The 26,873-nt window shown below is 35.5% G+C and carries 25 protein-coding genes and 1 pseudogene; 21 read left to right on the top strand and 5 right to left on the bottom strand.

All coding sequences use genetic code 11. The features are described from left to right. Positions 1-311: 311 nt before the first annotated feature. Together AC1M36_RS08355 and hcp are read left to right on the top strand one after the other, a co-directional pair. Positions 312-908 (top strand): hypothetical protein, encoded by a 597-nt coding sequence (locus AC1M36_RS08355; RefSeq protein WP_336452568.1) that lies wholly within the window; start codon positions 312-314, stop codon positions 906-908. Between the two features lie 104 nt (positions 909-1,012). Beyond that, positions 1,013-2,299: a hydroxylamine reductase gene (gene hcp, locus AC1M36_RS08350; RefSeq protein ID WP_479845744.1), complete on the top strand. Its 1,287-nt coding sequence runs from the start codon at positions 1,013-1,015 to the stop codon at positions 2,297-2,299. A 162-nt stretch (positions 2,300-2,461) separates the two neighbouring features. On the opposite strand, the gene AC1M36_RS08345 is transcribed toward hcp, so the two are convergent. Continuing rightward, positions 2,462-2,950 (bottom strand): chromosome segregation protein, encoded by a 489-nt coding sequence (locus AC1M36_RS08345; RefSeq protein WP_336452566.1) that lies wholly within the window; start codon positions 2,948-2,950, stop codon positions 2,462-2,464. A 385-nt stretch (positions 2,951-3,335) separates the two neighbouring features. On the opposite strand from AC1M36_RS08345, the gene AC1M36_RS08340 reads away from it, so the two are divergent. Beyond that, a complete protein-coding gene (locus tag AC1M36_RS08340; protein ID WP_336452648.1) occupies positions 3,336-4,670 on the top strand; it encodes a hemolysin family protein in 1,335 nt (444 codons plus the stop codon). A 100-nt stretch (positions 4,671-4,770) separates the two neighbouring features. Then, a pseudogene (locus tag AC1M36_RS08335) lies at positions 4,771-5,025 on the top strand (aldehyde dehydrogenase family protein); the annotation flags it as partial. Positions 5,026-5,082: 57 nt separating this feature from the next. Here the strand turns inward: AC1M36_RS08335 and AC1M36_RS08330 are convergent. Continuing rightward, entirely contained in the window at positions 5,083-5,475 is a 393-nt protein-coding gene (locus tag AC1M36_RS08330; RefSeq protein ID WP_336452565.1) for a YueI family protein, read from the bottom strand. A 173-nt stretch (positions 5,476-5,648) separates the two neighbouring features. On the opposite strand from AC1M36_RS08330, the gene AC1M36_RS08325 reads away from it, so the two are divergent. Beyond that, positions 5,649-6,782 (top strand): BA2291 family sporulation histidine kinase, encoded by a 1,134-nt coding sequence (locus AC1M36_RS08325; RefSeq protein ID WP_336452564.1) that lies wholly within the window; start codon positions 5,649-5,651, stop codon positions 6,780-6,782. Between the two features lie 40 nt (positions 6,783-6,822). Here the strand turns inward: AC1M36_RS08325 and AC1M36_RS08320 are convergent, their stop codons facing one another. After that, entirely contained in the window at positions 6,823-7,572 is a 750-nt protein-coding gene (locus AC1M36_RS08320) for a DUF4397 domain-containing protein (RefSeq protein ID WP_479845743.1), read from the bottom strand. 253 nt (positions 7,573-7,825) lie between these two features. On the opposite strand from AC1M36_RS08320, the gene AC1M36_RS08315 reads away from it, so the two are divergent. After that, a complete protein-coding gene (locus tag AC1M36_RS08315; RefSeq protein WP_336452647.1) occupies positions 7,826-7,969 on the top strand; it encodes a YjcZ family sporulation protein in 144 nt (47 codons plus the stop codon). Between the two features lie 519 nt (positions 7,970-8,488). Here AC1M36_RS08315 and AC1M36_RS08310 read toward each other — a convergent pair. Together AC1M36_RS08310 and AC1M36_RS08305 are read right to left on the bottom strand one after the other, a co-directional pair. Next, on the bottom strand, positions 8,489-9,592 hold the full coding sequence (locus AC1M36_RS08310; RefSeq protein ID WP_336452562.1) for an ABC transporter ATP-binding protein: 1,104 nt from the start codon (positions 9,590-9,592) through the stop codon (positions 8,489-8,491). Between the two features lie 102 nt (positions 9,593-9,694). Then, positions 9,695-10,558: a PucR family transcriptional regulator gene (locus AC1M36_RS08305; protein ID WP_479845742.1), complete on the bottom strand. Its 864-nt coding sequence runs from the start codon at positions 10,556-10,558 to the stop codon at positions 9,695-9,697. Between the two features lie 584 nt (positions 10,559-11,142). Here AC1M36_RS08305 and AC1M36_RS08300 point away from each other — a divergent pair. From AC1M36_RS08300 to ablB, 15 genes are all read left to right on the top strand, one after another. Then, a complete protein-coding gene (locus tag AC1M36_RS08300; protein ID WP_479845741.1) occupies positions 11,143-12,393 on the top strand; it encodes an ABC transporter substrate-binding protein in 1,251 nt (416 codons plus the stop codon). 60 nt (positions 12,394-12,453) lie between these two features. Next, positions 12,454-13,398, top strand: coding sequence for a carbohydrate ABC transporter permease (locus tag AC1M36_RS08295; RefSeq protein ID WP_336452559.1), 945 nt, complete (start codon positions 12,454-12,456; stop codon positions 13,396-13,398). Next, a complete protein-coding gene (locus AC1M36_RS08290; RefSeq protein ID WP_207994151.1) occupies positions 13,391-14,224 on the top strand; it encodes a carbohydrate ABC transporter permease in 834 nt (277 codons plus the stop codon). The genes AC1M36_RS08295 and AC1M36_RS08290 overlap by 8 nt, the downstream gene beginning before the upstream one ends. 26 nt (positions 14,225-14,250) lie before the next feature. Continuing rightward, positions 14,251-15,516 (top strand): Gfo/Idh/MocA family protein, encoded by a 1,266-nt coding sequence (locus tag AC1M36_RS08285; protein ID WP_336452558.1) that lies wholly within the window; start codon positions 14,251-14,253, stop codon positions 15,514-15,516. 132 nt (positions 15,517-15,648) lie between these two features. Further along, entirely contained in the window at positions 15,649-16,368 is a 720-nt protein-coding gene (locus tag AC1M36_RS08280; RefSeq protein ID WP_479845740.1) for a GntR family transcriptional regulator, read from the top strand. 77 nt (positions 16,369-16,445) lie between these two features. Further along, entirely contained in the window at positions 16,446-17,633 is a 1,188-nt protein-coding gene (locus AC1M36_RS08275; RefSeq protein ID WP_336452556.1) for an SIS domain-containing protein, read from the top strand. 6 nt (positions 17,634-17,639) lie between these two features. Next, positions 17,640-18,803, top strand: coding sequence for an N-acetylglucosamine-6-phosphate deacetylase (gene nagA / locus AC1M36_RS08270; protein ID WP_479845739.1), 1,164 nt, complete (start codon positions 17,640-17,642; stop codon positions 18,801-18,803). Positions 18,804-18,807: 4 nt separating this feature from the next. Further along, on the top strand, positions 18,808-19,653 hold the full coding sequence (locus tag AC1M36_RS08265; RefSeq protein WP_479845738.1) for a tagatose-bisphosphate aldolase subunit GatY: 846 nt from the start codon (positions 18,808-18,810) through the stop codon (positions 19,651-19,653). 12 nt (positions 19,654-19,665) lie between these two features. Beyond that, positions 19,666-20,589 (top strand): 1-phosphofructokinase, encoded by a 924-nt coding sequence (gene pfkB, locus AC1M36_RS08260; RefSeq protein ID WP_479845737.1) that lies wholly within the window; start codon positions 19,666-19,668, stop codon positions 20,587-20,589. Between the two features lie 19 nt (positions 20,590-20,608). Further along, entirely contained in the window at positions 20,609-21,553 is a 945-nt protein-coding gene (locus tag AC1M36_RS08255; RefSeq protein ID WP_336452552.1) for an ROK family protein, read from the top strand. Positions 21,554-22,078: 525 nt separating this feature from the next. Next, positions 22,079-23,389, top strand: a complete 1,311-nt coding sequence (locus AC1M36_RS08250) for an aspartate aminotransferase family protein (protein WP_479845736.1) — start codon at positions 22,079-22,081, stop codon at positions 23,387-23,389. Continuing rightward, on the top strand, positions 23,386-24,084 hold the full coding sequence (atoD, locus tag AC1M36_RS08245; RefSeq protein ID WP_336452550.1) for an acetate CoA-transferase subunit alpha: 699 nt from the start codon (positions 23,386-23,388) through the stop codon (positions 24,082-24,084). Before AC1M36_RS08250 ends, atoD begins: the two co-directional genes overlap by 4 nt. Next, a complete protein-coding gene (locus tag AC1M36_RS08240; RefSeq protein WP_479845735.1) occupies positions 24,069-24,731 on the top strand; it encodes a CoA transferase subunit B in 663 nt (220 codons plus the stop codon). The genes atoD and AC1M36_RS08240 overlap by 16 nt, the downstream gene beginning before the upstream one ends. Before the next feature lie 15 nt (positions 24,732-24,746). Continuing rightward, positions 24,747-26,015: a peptidase gene (locus AC1M36_RS08235; protein WP_336452548.1), complete on the top strand. Its 1,269-nt coding sequence runs from the start codon at positions 24,747-24,749 to the stop codon at positions 26,013-26,015. Further along, positions 26,012-26,863: a putative beta-lysine N-acetyltransferase gene (ablB, locus tag AC1M36_RS08230; protein WP_336452547.1), complete on the top strand. Its 852-nt coding sequence runs from the start codon at positions 26,012-26,014 to the stop codon at positions 26,861-26,863. Before AC1M36_RS08235 ends, ablB begins: the two co-directional genes overlap by 4 nt. The last annotated feature ends 10 nt before the right edge of the window (positions 26,864-26,873 follow it).

The following is a 26,873-nucleotide window of genomic DNA, read 5'->3' as shown; positions in this document are numbered from 1 at the left end:
GTAGGTAAATTAAATTTTGCAGTAAGGAAAATGATAGTATTTTTGAATTGGTGTACTTTATATGAATAGTTAGACATACACTTTATGAGTAAAGACAGTCTAGTGTTTCATACAATTTTGATGAATGTAAAGTATTTTTAAGTATTGTAAAAATTTCACATGAATCTAAAACTTGAATAGGAGATTGCTTTGTTTTATAGAATATATTAATTTAGTAAATATTTTTAGTTGCATGCGGAGATTTGTTCTTATATGATATATGATGAAAGCGTTATCAAAATGTAGAACGGTGATGGGAAAGGCGGGAAAATATGTTCCAGCGTGTTCAAACAAAGGAAGAACATTTTTGGTTCGAGCAACTGTGGGGAGATTTTTGTGAAGAGAGAGAGTTAATGTTTGTAGAACGTAATTTAAATCCATCACGATTTTTATTAATAGAAGGTGGGCATGCTATCGGTACAGTAGAGTGTATTCGATATACGACACCTGAACATTCTAATTCTGAGTTTTTCTATCCGTTTTCTGAAAATGAATTGGTGAAAGGGTTAAAAAATGTTTATGAAATAGGAAAGTTAAGTATTGTGAAAACGTCGCGCGGGAGAGGACATTTCAAAAGGTTAACAGCTATTTTATTTATACACGCTTTAGAAACGAAAGCTGAGTGGTATATTGCTGTTGTTACAAAAAGAATGTATATGTATTTACTTACACTTGGTTTTCCAATTGAGCCAATCGATGATCCGTTTCCTTTTCATGATACATTGCAAGGGGTACCTGTTCGGATTCATGCTCGGAAAGGATTAACGCATTTGTATTCTTTAAAAGAATTTCGAGATGTTATTCAAGGGAATGCTCATGCCCAAGCATTAATAAAAGAAAACAGTAAAAATATTATGTTAACAAGGTGAAGTGTCACAAATTCTTATAAATTATTGTGATTGATATCACATCCTTTTCTCTTCATGTATATTACGCTTTAGTTGTAATGATTGATTAGGAAAGGGTGGGGGATATGTTTTGCTATCAATGTGAACAAACGCCAACAGGTGGATGTAAAATAATCGGTGTTTGCGGGAAAAATGAAACAATTGCAAGTTTACAAGATACGATTGTATTTGGATTAAAAGGAATTGCTGCTTATCGTACTCACGCTGCGCAGCTAGGGTATACAGATCCATTTGTAGATGCTACAACTCATGAAGCGTTATATATGACATTAACGAATTCTAACTTTAATGAACAAGAACATATTGATATGGCTATGAAAGTTGGAAAATCAGCTTTAAGAGTGATGGAGTTGTTAGATGAGGCACATACGAATCATTTTGGTGTTCCAGAACCTGTTCAAATTACACAAAATCGAGTAGAAGGTAAGGCAATTGTTGTTACGGGTCATAATTTATTTGCATTAGAGGAATTATTAAAGCAAACAGAAGGAAAAGGAATTAATATTTATACGCATTCAGAAATGCTACCAGCACATGGATATCCACAGTTGAAAAAATATAAACATTTAAAAGGAAACATTGGTAAAGCATGGTATGACCAGCGACGTCTCTTTGAAAAATTTACCGGCGCAATATTAGCTACAACGAACTGTGTTATGCCAATTAAAGGATCGTACTCTGATCGCTTCTTTTCATATGATATTGCCGGACTTGAAGGTGTACAGAAAATTGAAAATGATAATTTTGCACCATTGATTAAAAAAGCATTAGAGCTTCCTGCAGTACATATGGAGTCGGATGAACAGCTCGTAACAGGTTTTCATCACAATACAGTATTATCATTAGCACCAGAAATCATCCAGGCGGTAAGAGAAGGGAAAATTAAGCGCTTTTTTGTCATCGCAGGTTGTGATGCTCCAGGTAAAGGCGGCGAGTATTATCGTGAATTAGCAACGTCACTTCCACAAGAAACGGTTATATTAACAACTTCGTGCGGGAAATTCCGTTTTAATGATGTGGATTATGGTGTGGTACCAGGTACGGAAATCCCACGTTACATTGATCTAGGGCAATGTAATAATTCTATCTCTACAATAAAAATAGCAGCGGCTTTAGCTGATACTTTTCAATGTGAAGTGAATGAATTACCAGTTAGTATTGTTTTATCTTGGTTTGAACAAAAAGCGGTGGCAATTTTACTTGGACTATTTAGTCTTGGAATTCAAGATATTCGTATCGGTCCAAAGGCACCTGAATTTATTTCACCTGGTGTGCTTAATGTATTACAAGAAACATTTGGTTTAAAACTTATTACAACTGCAGCAGAAGATATGGACATGATGTTATCGTAACAAAAAGGATGTCTTAATGAGACATCCTTTTTGTTATACAGTAAAACTTCCATTAGCGGAAGTTTTTTCGTTTGTCACCTCAATCGGATTACATAAAAAAGCGCATGATATGTGACTAGGGGGGAGTCAATTATCATGCGCGAATCAACGTTTAAAAAAGAACTAAAATCCAAATATACTGAAAATCATTTTGCGACGTTTCGGTTTTTCTTTTCGTTCATAAGTTGGTGCGATATCAGTTTTGATATCAGGTGTGATGTAAAGTGGTTCTTTTTTTTCAAGAGCAGCCTCTAATTTTTGAATTCTATTCATCATTTCTTCCATTTCTCTGCGATGTTGTAGCAATTGATAATTGACGACGTCATCCGCTTTATCTTGCATTTTTTCTTCTATATGATTTAAACGGTGTGTAATGGTATTTAATTGTGTAACAAATTTTTCGAAATCAATTGATGATTCTGTAGCTAGTGGTGAAGTTTGTTCGATTTGAGAACGATGATATTCTAACATTTTATCTAAGTCGTCTTGAGTGAAAATGAAATGACCGTATTTGTTTTTTTCTATATTGAGATTCAACTGTTGTGCAATCCGAACCACTGCCTTTGGGCTAACACCTAACTTCTTCGCAATAACGGGTGTTTTATATTCCAAGGTAAATCCCTCCTATATATATCCTGTTGAATGATTTCGATGTAGGAAGTCTCTTCCCTGCATGGATGACAAAAGAAGTGAGGAATCGGCAAAGAAAGTGTTTTTTCACGAGAATTAGTTTTGTAGCATATAAATATTTCAAAAAAGAGAGAAAAATGTCTATTTTTTGTAATGATTCCTGTTTGACGGAAAGAAGATAATTAGATTATCATAAATATAATTATCTTTTTTATGTGTGCATATAGTATATAAAAAGGTGATAGCGAATGTAGAAACTTGTAAGATGATAAGAAGAGTTTTTTCGTTTGAATAAATTTAGTAGGAGGTGGCTTCCTTGCTTACAGGGTAAGTAAGGAAAACGTATTTGGACATATATAGTATAAGTATGGTGATTGTTTTGATTGCCTTAACTGCATTTTTCGTTGCAGCTGAATTTGCAATTGTGAAAGTAAGAAGTTCGCGCATCGATTCTTTGATTGCAGAAGGAAATAAACGTGCAGCTTCCGTGAAAACAGTCATTACAAACTTAGACGAGTATTTATCTGCTTGTCAATTGGGGATTACAGCTACAGCTCTTGGACTTGGGTGGTTAGGAAAACCAGCGATAAAGCATATGTTTGACTCGCTTTTTGCAAGATGGGAAGTGCCTCCCCAGGTTGCTGATATTTTAGCTGTGACTCTCGTGTTTATGTTCATTACTTTTTTCCATGTTGTTGTGGGAGAATTGGCACCTAAAACATTGGCAATTCAAAAAGCAGAACAAGTGAGTTTACTGGTTGCGAAACCGCTTATTCTCTTTTATCGAATTACTTTTCCGTTTATATGGCTTTTAAATGGCTCAGCCCGATATGTAGCCAGAATATTTGGTTTAGAAACTGAAAAAGAACACGAAGAAGTCCATTCGGAAGAAGAATTACGCTTGTTAATGTCAGAAAGTTATAAAAACGGTGAGATTAATCAATCTGAATTTAAATATGTAAATAAAATCTTTGAATTTGACGATCGTATTGCAAAAGAAATTATGGTACCACGGACAGAAATGCATATTTTAGATAAAGGTACGTCTGTTAAAGAAGCGTTGCAAAAAATGTCCGATGAGAAATATACAAGGTATCCAGTTGTAGATGGAGATAAAGACCATGTGATTGGTTTTGTAAACTTTAAAGATATTTTCACAGATTTTGTGAAACATGGTGTTTTTAGTAAAGAAAAGGTAGAGCAGTATACGCGCCCTATTATACTTGTCATTGAATCGATTGCAATTCATGATTTATTTTTAAAAATGCAACGAGAGCGCACACATATTGCTATATTAATTGATGAATATGGTGGAACATCGGGTCTTGTAACGGTCGAAGATATATTAGAAGAAATTGTTGGTGATATTCAAGACGAATTTGATATAGATGAAAAACCAGAAATTCAACATATTAGTGAAACGAAAACAATTTTAGAAGGAAAAGTGCTTGTTAGTGAAGTGAACGCATTATTAGGTTTATCGATTGATGATGATGACATTGATACAATTGGTGGATGGATTTTAACGAAGCATCTAGAAATTGTAGAAGGTGACATTGTTGAAATTGAAGATTATAATTTTTGTGTGAAAGAGTTGGATGGTCACTATATCAAACAGATAGAAGTGACAAAACGAGCAGTTCCCATTTTAATTTCAGAAACCGAAAACCGAGTAGCATTACAAGAACAAATAAGCTCGTAAACTCTGCATATAGCAGAGTTTTTTTAATAGGTGTAAAATGTTTTTGTATGAAAGGAGGCATACTACAATAAAAACAAGTCAGCCCTTTAACTAGGTGAAGTTTGAAGAAGCATTAGAAATGGTAAATAACTCACGGTATAGCTTGCGGGCTGGAGTATTTACAAATGATTTAACGAAAGCAATACGTGCAATTGATGAGCTAGAAGTAGGAGGCGTCATGATTAATGACATTTCAACATTCCAAGCGGATCATATGCCGTATGGTGGAGTAAAAAAGAGCGGGACAGGTCGTGAAGGAATTAAATATGCGATTGAAGAAACGCCAGGGATGAAACGAATCTGTATTAAAAAATAAATATAAATAAAAGGTACATTTGCTATTTAGGCAAGTGTACCTTTTATTCATAGGGGATTATTTCATCTCTTGTTTAAAAATAGCATCTTCAACATAGATTTGTTCTTTATCTACCGCTGTACTATGCGCAAGAACTAAACCGATTGGTGTATGTGTACCTTTATTTTGAACGATTGTAAAAGGTACATTTTTTTCATTTGCCAATTTAATGTATTTTGATAAATGTGGGTAAGCGATGCTGCCGTTTACATATAGTTGTAATAATTGAGAAGAGCGCATACTATTAGCTACTTCTGTGTAAACATTGCTTTGCATCACTTGACCGATTGTTAAAGCGACTTCTACACGCTCACGCAATGTGCTTAAGTACATATTGCGTTCTTCTGGTTTGTTTTGCTTTTGGCCATGAATGCCTTCTTGGAGATAATCTTCCACATTTTTATTTACCATATTTTTCACACCTTTCATATCTTATTGTACGCAAGAAATGAAAAGGATGCAAAAAAGTCTTAATATCATATTTAAATTAACTTTATCAACAGAAATTAACAAAATGTGACAACAATCTCTTAACGAAACTTATTTTTTGTGTTAATATTCAAAATATATAGGGTATACGTCGCATGGAAATGGAGGGAATGGGGGTTTTTCCAATCGATAAGGATATTAAAGAAGTATTTTGTTCGCACTTGAAAAACAATAGGCACCAATTCGTAGAGAACTGGAAAAACAAAATGATAATTTCCGAGAAAGATCCATTTAAGCAAGAAGTAGTCCGAAATGGAGAGGATTTATTAGAGTTAATTATTGAACTTATTATGGAAGATAAGGATATAGCTCAGCTACAGCCGTTATGTGAAAAAATTGCAATTGAGCGTGCAGGGGCAGATGCTAATATTGGAGATTTCGTCTATAACGCGAATGTAGGAAGAAATGAACTATTTGAAGCAATGTGCGAATTAGATGTCAGGGCTCGGGAATTAAAACCAATTATGACAAAAATACATACTTGTTTTGACAAACTAATTTATTATACGGTTTTAAAATACTCGGAAATTATATCGAGAAATTTAGAGGAAAAACAGCAATATATAAATGAAACGCATAAAGAAAGATTGACGATTTTAGGACAAATGTCAGCTAGTTTTGTTCACGAGTTTCGAAATCCATTAACCTCAATTATGGGGTTTGTGAAATTATTGAAATTAGATCATCCCAATTTATCATATTTAGATATCATTTCACATGAATTGGATCAATTAAACTTTCGTATTTCGCAATTTTTACTTGTTTCAAAGAAAGAAATGTGGAATGAATCTGAACAATTTTGGCTAAATGATTTGTTTCATGATATTATTCATTTCTTATATCCTAGTCTAGTTAATTCAAATGTTTCAATTGAAAAAAACTTACCGTACCCTATTCCATTTGTAGGATACCGTAGTGAAGTAAGGCAAGTTTTCTTAAATATTTTAATGAACTCAATCGATGCTCTCGAAGTGATAAAAGAAGATCGTAAAATTATCATCGATGCATGTGAAGATGAAGAGAGGATTCATATTGTTATTAAAAATAATGGGCCAATGATTCCAGTAGAAAGTATTGAAACGATTTTTGAACCATTTGTCACGACAAAGAAATTAGGAACGGGTATCGGTTTGTTTGTATGTAAACAAATTGTTGAAAAGCATAATGGATCGATTATGTGTCGCTCTAATTCAGAATGGACAGAATTTCATATTTCATTTCAAAAATAAAGAGAAAAAGTCTATACCAAGAGAGAATGGTATAGACTTTTTAATTTGTCAGAATCACAGCTTCTACTTTGGGAGATTGATTAGAATAACCTACTAATGCAAATGTGTAAATTGTATTTGGCTCTACTTTTACGTTAGGAATGGTTACAAGCACTTTTTTTGTATCAGCAAGAGAAATTTCAATATCAGCGGTTCCAGGGCTCACCTGCAAATAATCTGTTATTTGTTTAAATAAAACATTTTCAAATAAATAATCACCGCCTTTTATTGATACGTAAACGGCAGGGGTATCAGGTGAAAAGTGTGCAAATCTTATTTTTGCTTGACCCGATTGTAAAGGAGTAGTATCAAGCATTGGTTGTAATTGTATGTGTGCATTTGTACCGACTGCTGCAAGTGTATAAGAGCGGTTGCCCATCATCGGAACAAGTGCTGAGAAAATAGGTGTTTCATTGCCAACAGGAACGACATCAACTCGGTACTGTCCTTGAGATAAGGACAAATAAGGGCTATATTGTTTAAATGAAATATTTTTAATTACCTTCTGCCCATTCACTAAAAAATCAACAGCTGGTGTTTGAGGGGATGCGTGAAATATTCTCATATAGGATGGTAGTGTTGCTTCTTGAGAAGCGCGTTTTTCATATGCATGTACAAGTTTCGTAATCGCACTATGATATTTGATATATGATTCCATATATTTTTTGGGATTTGTATATTGATAGTAACGAGCAAGCTGTTCATACAGGGCTGTTTCTTGTCCATATTTTTCAATTTCAGATTGTGCCATGTAAATTCCTCCTTTTTCATCACTATAACTATATGCATCTTAGAAAAGAGCTTATGCAACAAAAATGCTTTGAAATATGAAAATGCGAACAGATGATGTATGTGATGTTAGAATTTTTACGCAAATAAAAATCTCTAACTGAGAACTAGGGATTTTTTGATTTATAGGCAAACACACATACAAAGTCGTAGTTGTCCTACATAATTTATTAAGGAAAATTAATTTTTAAGTAATGGAGGGAGTGGAACAAATCATGTGGGGATATGGATATCCTGGTAGTTGTGGATATGGTTATGGTGGCTATGGCGGCGGAGGATGCGGCACAGGTTCTGGATTTGCATTGTTAGTTGTATTGTTTATTCTACTCATTATTATCGGGGCAAGTTGCGTCCGTTAATAACGAATAAAGAGCGTCATGCTGAACTGGTTAATTATTTTTAATCGGTTCTTTCTTTTTTAGGTAAATTCGTATTCCAAATATCTGCTTGAACACAAGGATGTGCGGTGCGATATTTTAACATAACTACACAAATGAAGAAGGTACAATAGATAAACTAATAATGGTAAAGGTAATCTACAATTTGTACAATTAATTGTTAATTATGCATTTAAAAATTCATAATTCTATTGAATAGAAGCATGTGCAAGATTACATAAGATGGTATCTACCGAGCATTTAAAAAATCAAGTATTTATAAAATGAAACTTGAATCAGTTTTTGGGGGACTCTGAAAGTAGCAAGATAAAGAAGGAATAGCTAGAAAATGTTAAGGGAAATGGGAAAATAAGAGGAGCGTCAGCAATGTATACTACTAGTAAAAAAATAAAATATTAAAAAGAATCTTCCTGACCTTTCTTAGGTGAATAGTGAAGAAGGGGCAGGAAGAAAAATAGTTTACACTTTAATCAAGTATGTCTATTCATTACGTATACGTTGTTCTGTGTCGATATCGAAAAAATGTGCTTTCATTAAACTGAAAGCTAATGGAAGTTTATCGGTAGCTTTAATTTCTGAACGAGCGTTGATTCGTGCAACAAAACTTTGATGTGCAAGTCTTCCATGAATCATCGTTTCAGCACCTAATAATTCAGCAACTTCTACTGTAATTTCGACAGTTGATTCAGGAGAAGATTGAAGAACAATTGGTTCATCATGAATGTCTTCAGGGCGAATACCGAGTATAATATCTTTTCCGTTATAACCTTGTTTCTGCAATACTTTTAATTGTCCATCAGGCACTTTAAAACGAATATTTTCGATATGAATATAGTTATCTTTTAATGTTCCAGTAAAGAAATTCATCGCTGGAGAACCGATAAATCCGCCAACAAAAATGTTTTCAGGAGCATCATATACTTCTTTTGGAGTGCCAACTTGCTGGATAAGCCCATCTTTCATAACAACGAGGCGTGATGCCATGGTCATTGCTTCTGTTTGGTCATGTGTTACATATATAGTGGTCGTATTTAAACGATGATGAAGTTTAGAAATTTCAGAACGCATGCTTACACGTAGTTTCGCATCTAAATTAGAGAGTGGCTCGTCCATTAAAAACACTTTTGCATCACGAACGATAGCGCGTCCAAGTGCGACACGTTGACGTTGCCCTCCTGACAATGCCTTTGGTTTCCGTTTTAAATAATCTTCTAATCCTAAAATCTTTGCCGCCTCGGTTACACGACGATTAATTTCATCTTTTGGAAGTTTCCGTAGTTTTAAGCCGAACGCCATATTATCATAAACAGACATATGCGGGTATAGTGCGTAATTTTGGAATACCATCGCAATGTCGCGATCTTTTGGAGCGACATCGTTCATAAGTTCTCCATCAATATAAAATGAGCCATCAGAAATATCTTCTAGACCTGCAATCATACGTAGAGTCGTTGATTTTCCGCAACCAGAAGGACCAACAAATACGATGAATTCTTTATCTTGAATATGTAAATTAAAATCAGAAACAGCAGTCGTTTTATTGTCATACACTTTGAAAATATGATCTAACACAAGCTCTGCCAAAGTTACTCACTCCTTTTTTTAAATTAATTGAATTATAAGTTTTTTAATAAGGTAGGTAAATTGGCAGGTTGCACAAAAAAAGTGAGAAGTTTTTATGCAAGTTTACGAGATATCCAAAGAAAGAAACGCCATATAAACTGCTACAGCACCTTCAAATGTCTTTATATTAATTCCCGTTTTTTCAATGAATTTATCAATGCGATACTGCAAGGTATTGCGGTGTAAATATAATTGTTTCGCTGCAAGTGATACATTTAAATTGCATTGGAAGAATACTTTCACACTATCTATTAATTCTTTGTCATTTGAAATGTGTGCTAATAATTGATTCGTGTACTTTTCTCTTTCTTCTTTCGGCAATGAGATCATGAATTGATAAGGGAGTAGTTGCTCAATATATGTAATTTTTTTTGATAAATAGGGGGAAAGAAAAGAGAACAAATTTCGCTCCCACTGATACAGATGCGCAAGTTCATTTGTTTGCGTATAGTGTCTTCCAATAAAAAAGGATAGAGATATAAAAAAATCTGTTTCTAATGTATCAAGAGCTGCTTGCAATATATATTCTGATATATTTTCTTCTAAAATGAGGACGCCGGTTTGTGAAGTTTCCCATATTGTTGTAGTGGTGAAAGGAAACATAGACTGTAAAGCGTCTTGAAATTCTTCTCGCTCAACTATCGGTTGTGTTGTGAAGAAGTGTAAAAAACGAATCGATACGATAGAAATATTTTTATTTTTATATAATGCTTCATACCATAATTTTTCTTTTTCCGTTTCATAAAATGTATCGGTATGAATGGGTGTTAAGATGGATGAAAGTAATTGACGTTCCCTTTGATGTAAGCGAGATTTTCGAATCCCTACTTTATTTCCTTCAACTAAAAACCAGCTATAATCTTCAGACAACACGACTTCATTAATCTTTATATCTTTCCCATAATATATTTTTAATTGTTGAATCATAGGAACACTCCTTGTCTTTTTATCAGTTAGGCTTCATCCTCCGCTATTTATTCATGAGTGTAAACTAAAACTTGATGGAAGGCGTTCTGTATTCTTATTCATAGTCAATATCTATCAAATCTGTATAGAAAGAATCTATGTTATAAAAGTAAACTGTCTCTTGTAGATGATTTCGTTCATAGTTTTCATTTTGCCATAAATAGAAGCATATTGTTAAGATATAAATAAAAATTTATCAAAAATTCAGAAAAGTGTTGCAGAAGAAAAAGTTGTAATGGTATACTTCATAACAACTGGTAATGACAACATCATATCATGATTGAATTCGATGTTTCTATAACAAATATATCAATGATAGTTTGTTGAGTAAACTGGTAATGACATCATTATACCTAAGTGATAGAAAGAAAAAAATGTTTCTTCTAAATCAAAACATTTAATTGGAAACGCTTTATTTGTGCGGAGGAAACGTTACTTGGTTTTACATAAACATCTTTTTGGAAAATCCAGTTTGTTAGTTTTACTAACCATTAGTGTGTAAGAAAAACATTAATGGAATTTTTTACTATAGAGGGGGAAATGGGATGAAAAAGTGGCTGATCTTCTTGTTGTCAGCGTTGCTATTTGCAGTAGTAGGATGTTCTAATGGTGGCGAAAAGGCAAGTACATCATCTAAGGGAGAAAAAGTAGAGTTACGGTATGCACTTTGGGATAAGAAACAACTACCAGCAGTAGAAAAAGTAGTTCAACAATTTAATGAAAAACATCCAAATATTAAAGTGAAAATTGAATTAACATCGTATGGACAATATTTTCAGAAGCTTGAAACTGCAGCAACGGGAAATGCATTGCCAGATGTATTTTGGATGAATGGACCAAATATTGTGAAATATGCTTCTGGGAAAGTGCTGTTGCCTTTAGATGATAGAGCGAAAAAGGATAAGTATAAACTAGATAATTATCCGAAATCTTTAATTGATTTATATACAGTAGATAAGAAAACGTATGGTATTCCGAAAGATTTTGATACAACTGCACTTTGGTACAACAAAAAGTTATTTGATGAAGCTGGAGTAGCGTATCCGGACGATTCATGGGATTGGGAAAAGATGAAAGAAGCAGCAAAAAAACTAAATCATAAGGAAAAAGGTGTTTGGGGATTTGCCGCAGCAATGGGAAATCAAGGTGGATATTACGATCTTATTTATCAAAATAAAGGATATGTTCTTTCGAAAGATAAAAAAACAGTTGGATTTAATAAGCTAGAAGCAATTGAGGCATTTAATTATAATATTAGCTTTATTAAAGAAGGGTTATCACCAACGTTTGCTCAAATGACAGAGACAGCTGCTTCTGATTTATTCTTATCTGGTAAAGTGGCGATGATTTATGATGGTCCTTGGATGGTGCCAGAGTATAAGAAAAATCCGGATTTAAATGTTGCGGTTATGCCAAAAGGGAAAGAGCGAGCGGTAACAATTCATGGTTTAGCAAATGTAATTTCAGCAAAAACAAAATATCCAGATGCAGCTTGGGAGTTTGTAAAGTACTTAGGTTCTAAAGAAGCAGCAGATGTGTTTGCAGAAACGGGGACAGTTATTCCTGCTTTTAACGGAACACAAGAAGCGTGGGTGAAATCTGCTCCGAACTTGAATTTGCAGGCATATATCACTGGAGTTGACTATTCGTATCCACTACCAAGTGTGAAGAATACTGGGGCACTGTGGGAACAAGAAACAAAAACTTTAAAACGAGTATGGGGAGGAGAAGTGAGCGTTGAAGACGCGACAAAAGAATTAACAGAGAAAGCAAATGAAATCCTTTCTAAAAAATAAAAGATAAGGAGAGGTATTCTCTCCTTATCTCAAATCAAACATTAAGGGAGGAGTGAAGAGATGGAGGATTTATCAATCAAGGTAGAAGAACAAAAAGTTACACAAATACAAAAGAATTATAAAAAGAAAAAGAGACTCGATTATATATGGGCATATGCCATGATTGCTCCAACTATGTTAGGCCTGTTCATCTTTTATATGTGGCCCATTTTACAAAACATTTATTTTAGTTTTACGGCATGGGATGCGTTTGGTAGTTATGAATGGATTGGATTAGAAAACTATAAAAAGATGTTTACTGATCAAGATCTAGGAAAGGCGTTCCAAAATACATTTATTTATATCATACTTACTGTTCCAATCGGTATATTCTTATCTATTATATTAGCGGTACTGTTAAATCAAAATATTAAAGGGAAGTCTTTTTATAGAACATTATATTTTTTACCTGTTATTACGATGCCTGCTGCAATCGCAATGGTATGGAAATGGCTCTATAATTCTGATTACGGATTGCTAAATTACATATTATCATGGTTTGGAATTGATGGTCCGAATTGGCTTACTGATCCTAACATTGCTTTATATTCTATTATTATCGTTGCGATTTGGGGTGGAATTGGATATAACATGGTGATCTTTTTATCAGGACTTCAAAATATCCCTAAAACATACTATGAAGCAGCGATTATGGACGGAGCAAAACCGATTACGATTTTCTTTAAGATTACATTGCCACTTTTGTCACCAGTTATCTTCTTTGTAACGATTATGTCTTTAATTGGTGCATTTCAAGTATTCGATCTCATCTTTATGATGATTGGTAGAACAAGTAATGTAATTGAGAACACACAATCTGTAGTGTATTTATTTTATCAAAATGCTTTTATCTTAAATGAAAAAGGATATTCTGCAGCCATAGCAGTTGTATTATTAATCATTATATTAATCATTACAGCCATTCAAATGATATTACAGAAAAAGTGGGTGCATTATGATGAATAAAAGAATAGGTGCAGTTAATAAGAATACGATTATCATTCATGCGCTTCTTATTATAGGTGCTTTATTAACAATTGGCCCGTTTATTTGGATGATATTAACTTCTTTAAAAACATACGCAGAATCTGTTCAAGTTCCACCGGCTATTATCCCGTCTCAATTTATGTGGAGTAACTATACAGAAATATTTACTTTACTACCATTCTTTAAATTTATGATGAATACATTAATCGTTACAGTCGTTAGAACAGTTGGTCAATTGTTCTTGTGTTCATTAGCGGCCTATGCGTTTGCTAGAATACAATTTCCGGGGAGAAACATCCTATTTTTGTTAACTCTTTCTGTTTTAATGGTTCCAGCTCAAGTGTTTTTACTCCCACAATATTTAATTATGGTAAAACTAGAGTGGTTGAATACATTACAAGCGGTAATTGTGCCGGGGTTGTTTAGTGCATTTGGGACCTTTTTATTACGTCAGTTTTTTATGGGGATTCCAAAGGAACTAGAAGAAGCGGCAAGGCTAGATGGTTGCAACCATTTTCAAATTTATTGGCATGTTATGCTGCCGCTTGCCAAACCAGGTTTAATTGCGCTTGGAATCTTTACAACACTTTGGTCTTGGAATGAGCTTATGTGGCCAATGATTGTAAATAATTCACCAGATATGATGACATTATCAGTTGGGTTATCTTCCCTACAAGGACAATATGCAACAAACTATCCAGTATTAATGGCAGGATCATTTTTAGCAATTTTACCGATGTTGTTACTATTTATGTTTTTACAAAAACAATTTATTGAAGGAATTACAATTACAGGTGGAAAATAAGAATAAGAGAATAGGAGAGGATACTTATGATTACCGCAGCTTTAATTGGGGCAGGAAGCCGTGGGATGTACGCTTATGCATCTTACGCGTTAGAACATCCAGAAGAGATAAACTTTGTTGCTGTTGCAGAAATAGATGAGGGGAAAAGAAGAAAGTTTTCTCAAATGCACAGTATTGCAGAACATATGCAGTTTGGAACATGGGAAGAGTTATTGGATAAAGAGAAATTTTGCGAAGCGCTGCTTATTTGTTCACCTGATCGCTTTCATTATAAGCCTGTTATGCGAGCAATTGAGAAGGGGTATAAAATTTTATTAGAAAAACCAATGTCTCCAAGTCCGATAGAAACATTGGAAATTGCAGAGGCTGCAACAAAGCATAATGCATTATTAACGGTATGTCATGTATTACGATATGCACCATTTTACCGGGCTTTAAAAGAGATTGTTGATCAAAAGAAAATAGGGGATATTGTTTCAATTCAATGGAATGAAAATGTCGGTCATTGGCATCAAGCACATAGCTTCGTGCGAGGGAACTGGCGGAATAAGTCTGAATCGAGCTCAATGATTTTACAGAAATGTTGTCACGATATGGATATATTACAATGGCTTGTTGGTGAGGAGTGTACAAAGATTTCATCTTTTGGAAGCTTAACTCATTTTAAATCCGAACATGCACCAAAAGGTTCGACATTACGTTGTACAGATGGTTGTGAAGTTGAGGGAAGCTGTGAATACTCTGCTTTAAAGTGGTATTTACATGAAAGAGATGAATGGCCAGCCAATGTAGTGTCGATTGATACTAGCATTGAGAAGAGATTAGAGGCTTTAAAAACCGGACCTTATGGCCGATGCGTGTACCATTGTGACAATGATGTTGTAGATCATCAAGTTGTCAATTTGTTGTTTGATAATGATGTAACAGTTGCTTTTACGATGTCTGCATTTACGAAAGAATGCTGCCGTACGTTTAAAATCATGGGAACAAACGGTGAGATTCATGGGCATGATGTTTTAAATGAACTAAAGATTAAATATTTTTCAGGTGAAGTTGAAACGATTTATCCAGAAACAATAGATGGTGGACATATGGGAGCAGACAATGCGATTATGACGGACTTCATTGAGAAAGTAAAAAGTAATACGACAGAAAGTTTAACATCTGCAATGATTTCGGCGAATAGTCATTTAATTGCTTTTGCTGCTGAACAATCGAGAATTTCAGGTGAAACAATCTCTTTACAACAATATGTAGCAGAATTGCAAGAGACGATGAGACAAGTGAGATAAAGGTGTGGGAATTTTCGGATACGGGGATATCGCTTTGCTTTTCGATAGGAGAAAGTGGTAGTAATTCCTATTTCCATTCGTTATAATAGCCGTAAACTGGTTATAACAACTTTATGGATGAGGGAGTAAAACATGATTGTAAAAGATAATCGAACACCATTATATTATCAACTGATGGATATTATTGTAGACCTAATTGAGACTGGAAAACTACAAGAACATGATAAGCTTCCGTCAGAGCGTGAGTTATGTGAAATTCATGATGTAAGTAGAACAACGGTAAGACAGACGATGCAAGAATTGGAAAAAGAAGGATATATTTATAAAAAACATGGTAAAGGGAGTTTTGTTTCACCGCGTGTCTTTAATCAAAGCCTCGTTCGCTTTTATAGTTTCACAGAAGAAATGAAAAAGTTTGGGAAAGTGCCATCATCAAAAGTCGTATCCTTTACTATTATGAATTGTGATAAGAAAATAGCGAAAATTATGAACCTTGATTTTGAAGAAGAGGTGTATCAAATTACAAGGTTAAGGTTGGCTGATCAAGAGCCGATGTTATTTGAAACATCGTATATTCCGGTGAAATTCTTCCCATATTTAACGAAAGAAGAGTTAGAAGAGACGCCGATGTACGAAATTTTTCGTACAAAATATCAAGTGCATATTACGCGAGCAGTTGAAAATTTTAAAGCAATTGCAGCAAATGAAGATCATGCAAAATGGTTGCAAATTCAAGCGAATGAACCATCTTTATTGCTAGAGCGAATCGCATATGCAAAAGCAAATATAATGGAATACACAGAGACCATTGCTAGAGGGGATAAATTTACTTACACAGTTGAATTACAATAAGTATCATTATACTTATTGTAATTCAACTGGTAATGATGACGTGATAAGATATAAAATTATGTTAAGGGGGTTTGCACATGTTATTACATGCAAATGAAGAAATAAGAGAAACATATGGAGCGTGTTTTACCGCGAAAGAAATTGCACAGCAGCCAGATCTTTGGGAACAAGTATATTCGATTGTTCAAAGTAATCATCATGAAATTACAGCTTTCTTTTCCCATATTTCAAGAAGGCATGAGCAAGTACGAGTTATTTTTACTGGGGCTGGGACATCAGCTTTTGTTGGAGATACAATCGTTCCATATATAAAAAGAATAGTAGATGTAAAGAAAATGCATATTGAAAGTATTCCAACAACAAATATTGTTTCAAGTCCTTATTATTATTTACAACCAAATATCCCGACAATTTTAGTATCGTTTGCTCGCTCTGGTAATAGTCCAGAAAGTGTAGCGGCAGTGGAGCTAGCAGAACAAATGATTCATTCCGTTTACCATATTATTTTAACTTGTAATGAAGACGGAAATTTAGCGAAACAATTTCAACATAAAGAGAATGCATTCGTAATGTATATGCCAAAGGAGGCAAATGATCGAGGGTTTGCGATGACTGGAAGTTTTACCTCTATGATGTTAACGGCACTCTTATTATGTAACTATAACGAAATCCCACTCTTACAATCTAGCATTACAGATATTGTTCAGCTAGGAAAGAAGGTAATCGAAAAGCAAGAACAGGAAATTAAGCAAATTGCAGAAAAAGAATTTCGTAAAATTGTATTTTTAGGATCAGGCGTATTCGAAGGTCTTTCTAGGGAGGCTGCACTAAAATTTTTAGAGTTAACTGCTGGGCGTATTCCCGTTATGTTTGACACACCGCTTGGGTTTAGACACGGACCAAAATCAATTTTAGATGAAGACACAGCTGTTGTATTGTTTTTATCTAATGATGAGTATACAAAAAAGTATGATCTTGATTTATTAAGAGAAATTTATCATGAGAAAGATAGAAACGATATTATTGTCATTGGGCATCAAGATAGCCAGGAAGTAAGGCAGTATTGCAATATATTTTTATGCAATGACGGAAACGATTTGAGGGATGATATATATATTACGTTTATTTATATATTATATGGTCAAATTTTAGCGTTATATAAATCTATTGCATTGGGAATTACTCCAGATAATCCTTGTCCGAGCGGAAGTGTAAATCGTGTCGTTCAAGGTGTTACCGTACATCCTTATAAAGGAAAGGAATAGAAATGTATGAATTATTATGTCAAAGCATCAATGTATCTACTCGAAGATGGGGTACGTGAAAGTGGATATTTACATATTGTAAATGGCTATTTTCTAAAACATGTTGAAGAAATAGTAGATGGAGTAGTGGTAAGGGACTTTGAAGGAAGTATTATTGCTCCGGGATTTGTTGATACACATATTCATGGTTTAGCGGGACACGATGTAATGGATTGTACATATGAATCGTTAAACAATATTTCTATGAAGTTATTGGAAAATGGTGTTACGAGTTTTTTGCCTACAACATTAACTGATTCTTTAGAAAATACTACAAAGGCTTTACAAAATATAGCTCATGCAAAAAGAAAGGGAGTTGCAGGAGCTACTATTATTGGAGCTTTTCTTGAAGGACCTTGTTTTACTGAAGTCTATAAAGGTGCGCAAAATCCAAAATATTTTATTAACCCAACTATTGAGTTGTTAGAAGAGTGGATTGCTGAATCAGAAGGAACAGTTAAAAAAATTGCAATGGCACCAGAAAGAGAAGGTGCTATCGCCTTTATACAGCAAGCTGTAAAAAATAATATTCGCGTGGCAATTGGTCATACAGATGCGAACTATGAAGTGTGTCAGGAAGCGATTCAAGCAGGAGCGACAATCTTTGTGCATACGTTTAATGGAATGAAGGGGCTACATCATCGTGAACCTGGCGTTGTTGGAGCCGCACTTTCTACTGACCATGTGTACAGTGAAATCATCGCAGACGGACATCATGTACATCCAAGTGCAGTAAATATTTTGTATAAATGTAAAGGATACGATAAAACCTGTCTAGTTAGTGATTGCATGCGAGCAGGATTATTAGGAGATGGCATATATCATTTAGGAGAATTTGCTGTTCATGTAAAAGATGGAGTTGCTCGAACAGAAACAGGATCTTTAGCAGGGAGTACACTTCGATTTATTGATAGTGTGAAGAATATCAAGAAATGGACAAATGCATCGTTATGGGAAAGTGTTCATATGGGATCACTTATTCCTGCCAAAAGTATTGGAGTTGACAGAGAAATTGGGAGCATCGCGCCAGGAAAAAGAGCAGATTTTCTTATATTAACAGACGATTTAGAGCTTATCGGAACAGTTGTTAGAGGGGAAATGAAATATAAAAAGAAAATGGAAAGGGTTTGAGAATATGCTTGTTTCAACTCAATTTATATTACGAAATGCACAAGAACATGGCTACGCGGTTCCTGCTTTTAATATTCATAACTTAGAAACTTTAAAAGCGGTAGTTGAAACCGCGGTAGAACTTCGATCACCTGTTATTATCGCGGCAACACCAGGTACGATAAAGTATATGGGAAAAGAAATTCTTGTGAATATGATTGAAGCAGCAAGAACTCGATATGATGTACCAATTAGCCTACATTTGGATCATCATGAAGATATAGAAGATATTAAAAGTTGTATCGATTTAGGGGTTCGCTCTGTTATGATTGATGCATCACATCATTCGTTTGAAGATAATATTCAGATTGTTCAGGAAGTTGTGTTGTATGCAAAACAATATGGAGCAACAGTAGAAGCTGAATTAGGTCAATTATCAGGAATAGAAGAAAATATAGTAGTAGAAAACTCAATCTATACAGATCCGTATCAAGCAAAAGAATTTGTAGAGCGCACGAATATTGATTCATTAGCAGTTGCAATCGGAACAGCGCATGGTTTATATAAAGGAGAACCAAAGTTAGATTTACAAAGATTAGCAGATATTCAAAAGCAAGTTGATATTCCACTTGTACTTCATGGAGCATCTGGATTATCCGATAGTTTAGTGCAAGAAACAATCCGGTTAGGAATTTGTAAAGTGAATATCGCAACGGAATTGAAGATCGCATTTGTAACAGCACTACGTAATTATCTACAAACTCATCCAGAAGAAAATGATCCACGAAAATACTTTGCGGATGCTATTGTGGAGATGAAAAAAGTCGTTGCGGATAAAATAAAGATGTGCAAAAGCTTGAATCGTGTATAAGGAGCTATTTTTATGATTGCAACGATTACATTGAATCCATCTGTTGATATGCGATATGAGTTAGATGAATTAAAGCTACATGAAGTGCATCGCACGAAAGACTATGAAAAAATAGCTGGTGGCAAAGGTATTAATGTATCGAGAGTACTTCGTTTATTAGGGGAAGAGATTACAGGCAGTGGCCTACTCGGTGGCAGAAATGGAGATTTTATAAGAGAAAAGTTGAAAGAATTATTAATCACAGACGAGTTTGTTTCCATTAAAGAAGAAACTCGTAATTGTGTCGCACTAGTAACAAAGAATTCCGCTTCAGCTACAGAGGTATTAGAAGCAGGTCCAGCTATTTCGGAAGATGAAATAGCTCTTTTTATAAAAAAATATGAAAAAATTGTAGACAACTTTGAGTTTATTGTTGCATCGGGAAGCTTACCAAATGGTATCCCAAAATCATTTTATAAACAGTTGGCGCAAAAAGCTGCTGAAAATGGTAGGAAATTTATATTAGATACAAGTGGAGAAACATTATCTCATGGTATACAAGGAAAGCCATTTTTAATTAAACCAAACAAGCAAGAGATTTGTCAGTTCCTTCAAAAACAGCACGTATCACAGGAAGAAATGGTCGCAGCGGCAACTAAAATATGCCGAGGCGGCGTACAGTATGTTCTTCTTTCACTTGGAAAAGAAGGAGCGATACTTATAACGAAAGATGAGAGGTTTAGGGCGATTTTACCAGAAATAGACTCTATCAATTCGGTTGGTTCAGGGGATGCAATGGTTGCCGGAATAACGTATGCACTAGAGAAAGGGTATGAGGTAAAGGATGCACTTCGATTTTCTGCTGCTTGTGGCATGGCGAATGCAGCAGAGCAAGCAACAGGTTATATACAACCTCAAATTGTAGAGAAGTTCTATAACGAAATTACAATTGTATAAGAGTAGGAAGGGGAGAAAGATGGGAAAAAACTTCGCTTGTTTTGATATTGGGGGAACATTTATTAAATATGCGATGATTGATGAACAAGGAACAATATATGAAAAAGAAAAAATACAAACACCAGCACACAATCAGAAAAACGAAATTCTGCAACGTATTTGTGACACAATACGTGAATTAGAAAAGAATTATAAGATTCATTCTGTTGGGGTGTCGTCATGTGGACTGATTGACAATGAACGAGGGGAAGTTATATTTTCTGCTAATATTCCGGGATATAGTGGTACAAAAATAGCAAATTATATTTATAGAGAAACAGGATATACGGCAATTGTCGAAAATGATGTTCGTTCGGCTTGCATTGGTGAAATGTGGAAAGGGGCAGGTAGCGGAAAAGAACATATTGTTTTAATTACGCTTGGAACAGGAATCGGTAGCGGTATTATGATAAATGGTCAAATGCTCCAAGGTGCAAACGGATTAGCTGGAGAGCTTGGTCATATGACAATTGTTCATAATGGAGAAAAATGTAGTTGCGGCGGAAAAGGATGTTACGAGCGATATGCATCGACTTCTGCGCTGATTCGCCAATATAAAGAAGCATACAGGTTACAAGGAATAGATATAGACACAATAACAGGGGAAGAAATTATAGAACGTATAAATAGCGGAGAGCAATTAGCTAAAGATGTATATGAACAATTTTTGCAGTATGTCATTACTGGATTAGTGAATATTACACATATGTTTAATCCCGAATTAATTATTATTGGGGGCGGGATCGCTGAACAAGGTGAATTATTTTTAAAGCAAATTCAAAAAAGATTCCAACATGCGGTAATGAATATCTATCAAAAAAAGACGAATATTGTGTTAGCAGCATTACATAATGATGCAGGGGTGTATGGGGCTTGTTACTTAGCGCTTAATCGGTTGGAGAAAGAGCATTTGAATGTAAATTGAAGAAGGCAAGAGAAGAGAACTCGTACAGAACATTAGTACAATGTAATAAAAGTATTTTTTCCGTAGCAACAAGCAGATGGCGAGACTCTAAAAAATAAACATTTGAAAGAAACCCTCCTATGATCACTCAATCCTAGGAGGGTTTCTTTCTAAGGAATTTGTCTAATTTTGTTGAAAAGTATGACGGGTAAACTAAATAAATAGGAAGGAAATTGACGGGAGTTTCGTCGAAGTTTACACAATGTCAGCAATTGAGGGAAGCTGATAGTATCGTGAGAAAATAATAAGTTCGTATGTTTTTGGGCTTATTTTTTAGAGGGAGGAGGACTTGTTAAAGAGGGTAAAGGGTTTTGTCTTTTGTTGTGTTTCTGAATTTTCACTTTTTATTTTGATTTTTAGCACTCATTTGTATATTTTATAATAGTTTTTTGATAAATTCACTGCGCTTGCAGAGGATTCTTTTTTATGAAAGAAACGTCAATTTTCTTCATATATATATACAAATTGGAGAAATGGGGGAGCGCTATGCGCGATTACTTAATTAAGCCACTTGTTGGTCAGCCGTATCCAATGATTTCGCATGGAAAAGGTGTGTATTTGTATGATCAAAATGGCAACAAATATTTTGATGGTTCGTCAGGAGCGATTACGGCAGGTATCGGACATGGCGTAACAGAGATTGCGGAAGTGATTAAAAAGCAGGCAGAGGAGATTGCTTTTGTGTATCGCTCACAGTTTACGAGTGAGCCAGCTGAGAAGTTAGCAAAGAAGTTAAGTGATTTAAGTGTAGGAGATTTGAACTGGAGCTTTTTCGTGAATAGTGGTACGGAAGCGAATGAAACGGCTATGAAAATTGCAATTCAGCATTTTCAAGAGCGCGGTATTCAAGGGAAGCATAAAATTTTGTCACGCTGGATGAGTTATCACGGTATTACGATGGGTGCTTTATCAATGTCGGGGCATCCACTACGTAGGCAACGGTTTGTGTCTATTTTAGAAGATTATCCAACTGTTCCGGCACCGTATTGTTTCCGTTGTCCAGTGCAGAAGGTATATCCAACGTGTCAGCTCTCTTGTGCGACGGAACTAGAACGGGCAATTGAGCGAATTGGTGCAGAACATATTGCGGCTTTTATAGCTGAACCAATTATTGGGGCGGCAGGTGGTGCGGTTGTACCACCGAAAGAATATTATAGAGTGATTAAAGATATTTGCAGTCATTATGATATTTTATTTATTGCCGATGAAGTTATGACAGGTCTTGGGCGTACTGGTGCATGGTTTGCGATGGAGCACTGGGGCGTAGAGCCAGACATTATGACGCTTGGAAAAGGATTAGGCGCTGGTTATACACCGATGGCCGCGACTGTTGTGAGTGACCGTGTGATGGAACCGATTTTACGAGGATCGCGTTCCGTTATGAGTGGGCATACGCTTAGCGCCAATCCATTGTCAGCCGCGACAGCTTTAGCGGTTATTGAATATATGGAGAAACATAATTTGCCTGAGAAAACAGCGGAAAAAGGAGAGTATTTAATAAAAGGATTGCAGAAAGTTCAGCAGCAATCGACAATTATTTCCGATGTGCGCGGAAAAGGATTGCTGATTGGAGTAGAATTGCAACCGTTTACAAAGGCATCTGAACTTATTTCAGTCGCAGCGAAAAATGGACTCCTGTTATATCAAGCTGTATCAGGGCAGGCAGGAAAAGAGGATAGTGCGTTGCTTGTTGCTCCGCCGATGACAACTACATATTCCGAGTTAGATGAATTACTTGAGATTTTTGCGAAAAGTGTGGAAGAGATGATGCAAAAAGGAGGTCATAGTATCGCATGACAACTATTACAAATACATTTGGAAAATTAAAAGAAATTGAAGACATTATCTCGTTGTTTCATGATGATATGACGTTAATGTTTGGAGGATTTGGGGGGATTGGGTCTCCGCCGTCATTAATACAGGCGATTGTAGAAAAAGGAATTTCAAATTTACATTTAATCGGAAATGATACAGGATTTCCGGATGTAGGGATCGGCCGTCTTGTAACGAAAGAACGAGTGAAATCATTAATTACTTCGCATATTGGTTCAAATCCAAATGCAGGTAGACAGTTAAATGAAGGGCGATTACAGATTGAGTTTTCACCTCAGGGAACTTTGGCAGAAAGGATTCGTGCCGGTGGTGTAGGACTTGGTGGAGTTCTTGTCGATGTCGGCGTCGATACAATTGTGGAAGATGGAAAGCGAACAGTTGAAATGAACGGAAAAACATATTTAGTGGAAACAGCTTTAACTGCAGAGGTATCGATTGTATACGCGAAAAAGGCGGATCCGTTTGGGAATCTTGTGTTTGATAAAAGTGCTCGTAATATGAATCCGCATGTGGCGATGGCTGGAGATATTACAATTGTTGAGGCAGAAGAAATCGTACCACTTGGAAGTTTAGATCCTGAGGAAATTGTTGTTCCAGGTGTTTTTGTAGATTATATTGTGCCGTCGGAAGGAGTGAACTGGCAATGGGTATGGGAGTAGAAGTGAGAGATAAGATTGCAAGGCGGGCTGCGAAAGAGATTCAAAATGGAATGATTGTTAATTTAGGGATTGGTATCCCTTCTCTTGTACCTAACCATTTGCCAGAGGATATACATGTTATGTTCCAAGCCGAAAACGGCATTGTTGGAATGGGACCAACGCCAAGTAAAGGAAGCGAAGATGAAAATTTGTGTAATGCGGCTGGATTACCGACATCACTCATTACAGGAGCAAGTTATTTTGATAGCTGTACAGCATTTGGAATGATTCGAAAAGGGTTACTTGATGTAACAATACTTGGTTCACTGCAAGTAAGTGAAAATGGTGATTTAGCAAATTGGATTGTGCCTGGAAAACGTGTTCCTGGTATTGGCGGAGCAATGGATTTAGCACAAAAAGCAAAGCGGGTCGTTGTTGTGATGAATCACGTTGATAAGTATGGAAATGCAAAAGTTGTTTCAGAATGTACGCTTCCATTAACATCGAAAAGGTGTGTGGATTTAATTATTACGGATATGGCTGTAATGGAAGTCACTTCTGAAGGTTTAGTACTTCAAGAGTTAATGAGTCCTTATACAGTAGAAGATGTAAAACGAAATACGGAGGCATCTTTTCATGTGAGTTCTAATTTACTTGTGATTGAATGAGAGGAGCTAACAAATATGGAGCAATTAAAAAAACAAGTGTGTGATTACATTGAAAGTCATGAAGGAGAAAGTGTAAAGCTCTTAAAACGATTAATTCAAGAAAAAAGTGTATCTGGAGATGAGAGTGGCGCGCAAGCAATTGTTATTGAAAAATTACGTGAATTAGGTTTAGATCTCGATATTTGGGAGCCTTCTTTTACAAAAATGAAAGATCATCCTTATTTTGTATCTCCAAGAACGAACTTTTCAGATAGCCCCAATATTGTTGCGACGTTAAAAGGGAGCGGCGATGGAAAATCAATGATTTTAAATGGACACATTGATGTTGTACCGGAAGGTGACGTGAATCAATGGGAACACCATCCGTATAGTGGTGAAAAAGTAGGAAATCGCATATATGGTCGTGGAACAACGGATATGAAAGGTGGAAATGTGTCTCTTATGCTGGCAATGGAAGCCATTGTAGAACTAGGTATTGAATTAAAAGGAGATATTTATTTTCAAAGTGTCATAGAAGAAGAGAGCGGTGGAGCTGGTACTTTAGCGGCAATTTTAAGAGGATATAAGGCGGATGGTGTTATTATTCCAGAGCCGACAAATATGAAATTTTTCCCGAAACAACAAGGGTCAATGTGGTTTCGCCTACATGTGAAAGGAAAGGCAGCACATGGTGGTACACGTTATGAAGGTGTAAGTGCAATTGAAAAGAGCATGTTTGTTGTTGAACATTTGAGAAAACTAGAAGAGAAGAGAAATGAACGAATTACAGATCCATTATACGAAGGAATTCCAATCCCTATCCCAATCAATGTTGGGAAAATTGAAGGCGGTAGCTGGCCAAGTTCCGTTCCCGATTCATTAATTTTAGAAGGAAGATGTGGAGTTGCGCCGAATGAGACTATAGAGGCGGCAAAAGAAGAATTTGAAAATTGGATAGGGCAATTAAAGAATGTAGATCCATGGTTCGAAGAATACCCAGTAGAAGTAGAATGGTTTGGAGCAAGGTGGGTCCCAGGTGAATTAGATGAGGACCATGAGCTCATTACAACGCTTCAAGATAATTTTGCTCAAATTGAAGGAAGAAGTCCAATTATAGAAGCATCTCCGTGGGGAACGGATGGCGGTTTATTTACACAAATTGCAGATGTACCAACTATTGTATTTGGACCAGGAGAGACAAAGGTAGCCCACTATCCAAATGAATACATTGAAGTTGATAAAATGATTGCCGCAGCAAAAATTATTGCATGTACATTACTAGACTGGTGTGAGGTGAAAAAATGAAATATTATGAATCATTTAGAGAACAGACGAACCACTATACTGTAGAAGGAGCGCTAGATTATTTTAATAAACGTATTCGGGTAGACCATTATACAGGAAATGTAGAAAGTCTTGTGCAAAAAATAGAAGAGTTAGCAGAGAAGCATTCTTTCACCAAATGTATTATAAAAGGAAAGGGAGAGCATGTTTCGGCGTGGCTCTCTTTTGGCTTTTTATTAGAAGCGACGATTCCACATTATTTTCAAGGACATGATGCGTATTTTCTTGTGAAATATCGTGATGATGAAAGACGAAATAGTATTCAGTGGGTTGATGAGGATCGCATTATAGATGGTGTGAGGGAAAAAGAGGTAAAGGAGAAACAAGTTCCTGAGAAATTTGTCTTGCGAAAAGCGACAGAGGCAGACGCAGAAGAATTGGCAAGTGTGTTTGGAAAAGTATTTGAAATTTATCCAACGCCGTTAAATGAAGCAAACTATATTGTTCAGACGATGAAAGAAGATACAATTTATTATGTGTACGAATCAGAAGGGCGTATTATTAGTACTGCTTCAGCAGAAATGAATGTAAAAGAAGGTAATGCAGAATTAACGAATTGTGCAACGTTACCTGAATATCGCAAACATGGATTTATGAAAAGTTTACTCATTAAGTTAGAAGAAGAATTACAAGAGAGAGCAATCTTTTGTTCTTACACAATTGCCCGTTCGCTTTCATTTGGAATGAACGCAGCTTTTCATCAGCTAGGATATACATATACAGGAAGGCTAGCGAATAATTGTTACATTTTTGATAAATTAGAAGATATGAATATATGGGTGAAAGATTTATCTCGCATTAACGAGTAGTAAGGACCGC

It is taken from the genome of Bacillus sp. Medicinal_06, assembly GCF_056711665.1.
This window is presented reverse-complemented; position numbering and strand designations above follow the sequence as displayed.